Source organism: Stenotrophomonas maltophilia group sp. Smal17 (assembly GCF_030237045.1).
Classification (GTDB): domain Bacteria; phylum Pseudomonadota; class Gammaproteobacteria; order Xanthomonadales; family Xanthomonadaceae; genus Stenotrophomonas; species Stenotrophomonas forensis.
The window spans coordinates 1-1,326 of record NZ_JASJSU010000158.1 but is presented as its reverse complement, the minus strand read 5'-3'; the positions used below and the strand labels follow the sequence as shown (position 1 = coordinate 1,326).

Below are 1,326 nucleotides of genomic sequence, written 5' to 3'. Positions count from 1 at the left end.
TTTTCCCGCCAACAGCAGCCGAGCATGGCTCGGCTCTACATGAGCGCCTGCATGCCTTCGACCGCCCTGATCCAGAACGACATCGTCGTCTTCGGTTTGATCGCCGCCACCCTCGGCGCCGTGTTCTGGACCGCCTCGCGCGAGCAGGGGCTGTGGAAGCGCTTCTACACCTTCGTGCCGGCACTGCTGCTGTGCTACCTGATTCCCGGCATCTACAACACCGTAGGCTTGATCGACGGCCAGAACACCAAGCTCTACAACCCGATCGCGCGCGACATCCTGCTGCCGGCGGCGCTGATCCTGCTGACCCTGGCGGTGGACATCAAGGGCATCCTGCGGCTGGGCCCGAAGCTGGTGCTGATGTACCTGGGCGCTTCGGCCAGCATCATGCTCGGCGCGGTGGTGGCCTTCCTGGTGATGCGCGCGATCCACCCCGACACCGTGGCCGGCGATACCTGGGCCGGCATGGCTGCGCTGGCCGGCAGCTGGATCGGCGGCGGTGCCAACATGCTGGCGATGCGCGAAGTGTTTGACGTCAACGCCACCACCTTCGGCCAGTTTGCCGTGGTCGATGTCGGTGTCGGTTACGTGTGGATGGCGGCGCTGATCTTCCTGGCCGGGCGCGCGGCGAAGATCGATGCGCGCAGTGGCGCCGATACCTCGGCCATCGATGAACTGAAGGAGCGCATCGCGCGCTTCCAGGCCGAGCACGAGCGCATTCCCAGCCTCACCGACCTGATGCTGATCGTGGCGGTGGCCTTCGGTGGCGTCGGCCTGGCGCATGCCATCGGTGCGCCGCTGGCCGCATGGTTCAAGATCAACGTCAGCTGGGCCGCACAGTTCAGTCTGGATGCGCCATTCGTGTGGGTGGTGGTGCTGTCGACCACGCTGGGCCTGGGCCTCAGTTTCACCCGTGCGCGCACCCTGGAAGGCGCGGGCGCCTCGCGCCTGGGTTCGCTGCTGCTGTATTTCCTGATCGCCTGTATCGGCATGCAGATGGATCTGCTGGCGCTGCTGGACCGCCCGTGGCTGTTCCTGCTGGGCCTGATCTGGATCGCCGTGCACATCGTGCTGCTGTGGTGCCTGGGCAAGCTGCTGAAGGTGCCGTTCTTCTACTTCGCCATCGGTTCGCAGTCGAACATCGGTGGCCCGGCCTCGGCGCCGGTGGTGGCGGCGGCGTTCCATCCGGCCCTGGCGCCGGTCGGCGTGCTGCTGGGGACGATGGGCTACGCCACCGGCACCTATCTGGCCTACGTCGTCGGCATCACTCTGCGCGCGCTGGCCGGGCAGGGGTGATTCCGGTAGTGGGGGGGGGGGGGGGGGGGG

At 67.0% G+C, this 1,326-nt stretch carries 1 protein-coding gene; it reads left to right on the top strand.

Annotated features, from left to right (window positions below):
• The first annotated feature begins 51 nt into the window (after positions 1–51).
• On the top strand, positions 52–1,296 hold the full coding sequence (locus QRO93_RS21200; protein ID WP_053510205.1) for a DUF819 domain-containing protein: 1,245 nt from the start codon (positions 52–54) through the stop codon (positions 1,294–1,296).
• Positions 1,297–1,326 lie beyond the last annotated feature (30 nt).

What these genes read in the sequence shown, in the direction of transcription:
- QRO93_RS21200 (WP_053510205.1), top strand. Translation starts at nt 52, where the DNA reads ATGCCTTCGACCGCCCTGATCCAGAACGACATCGTCGTCTTCGGTTTG.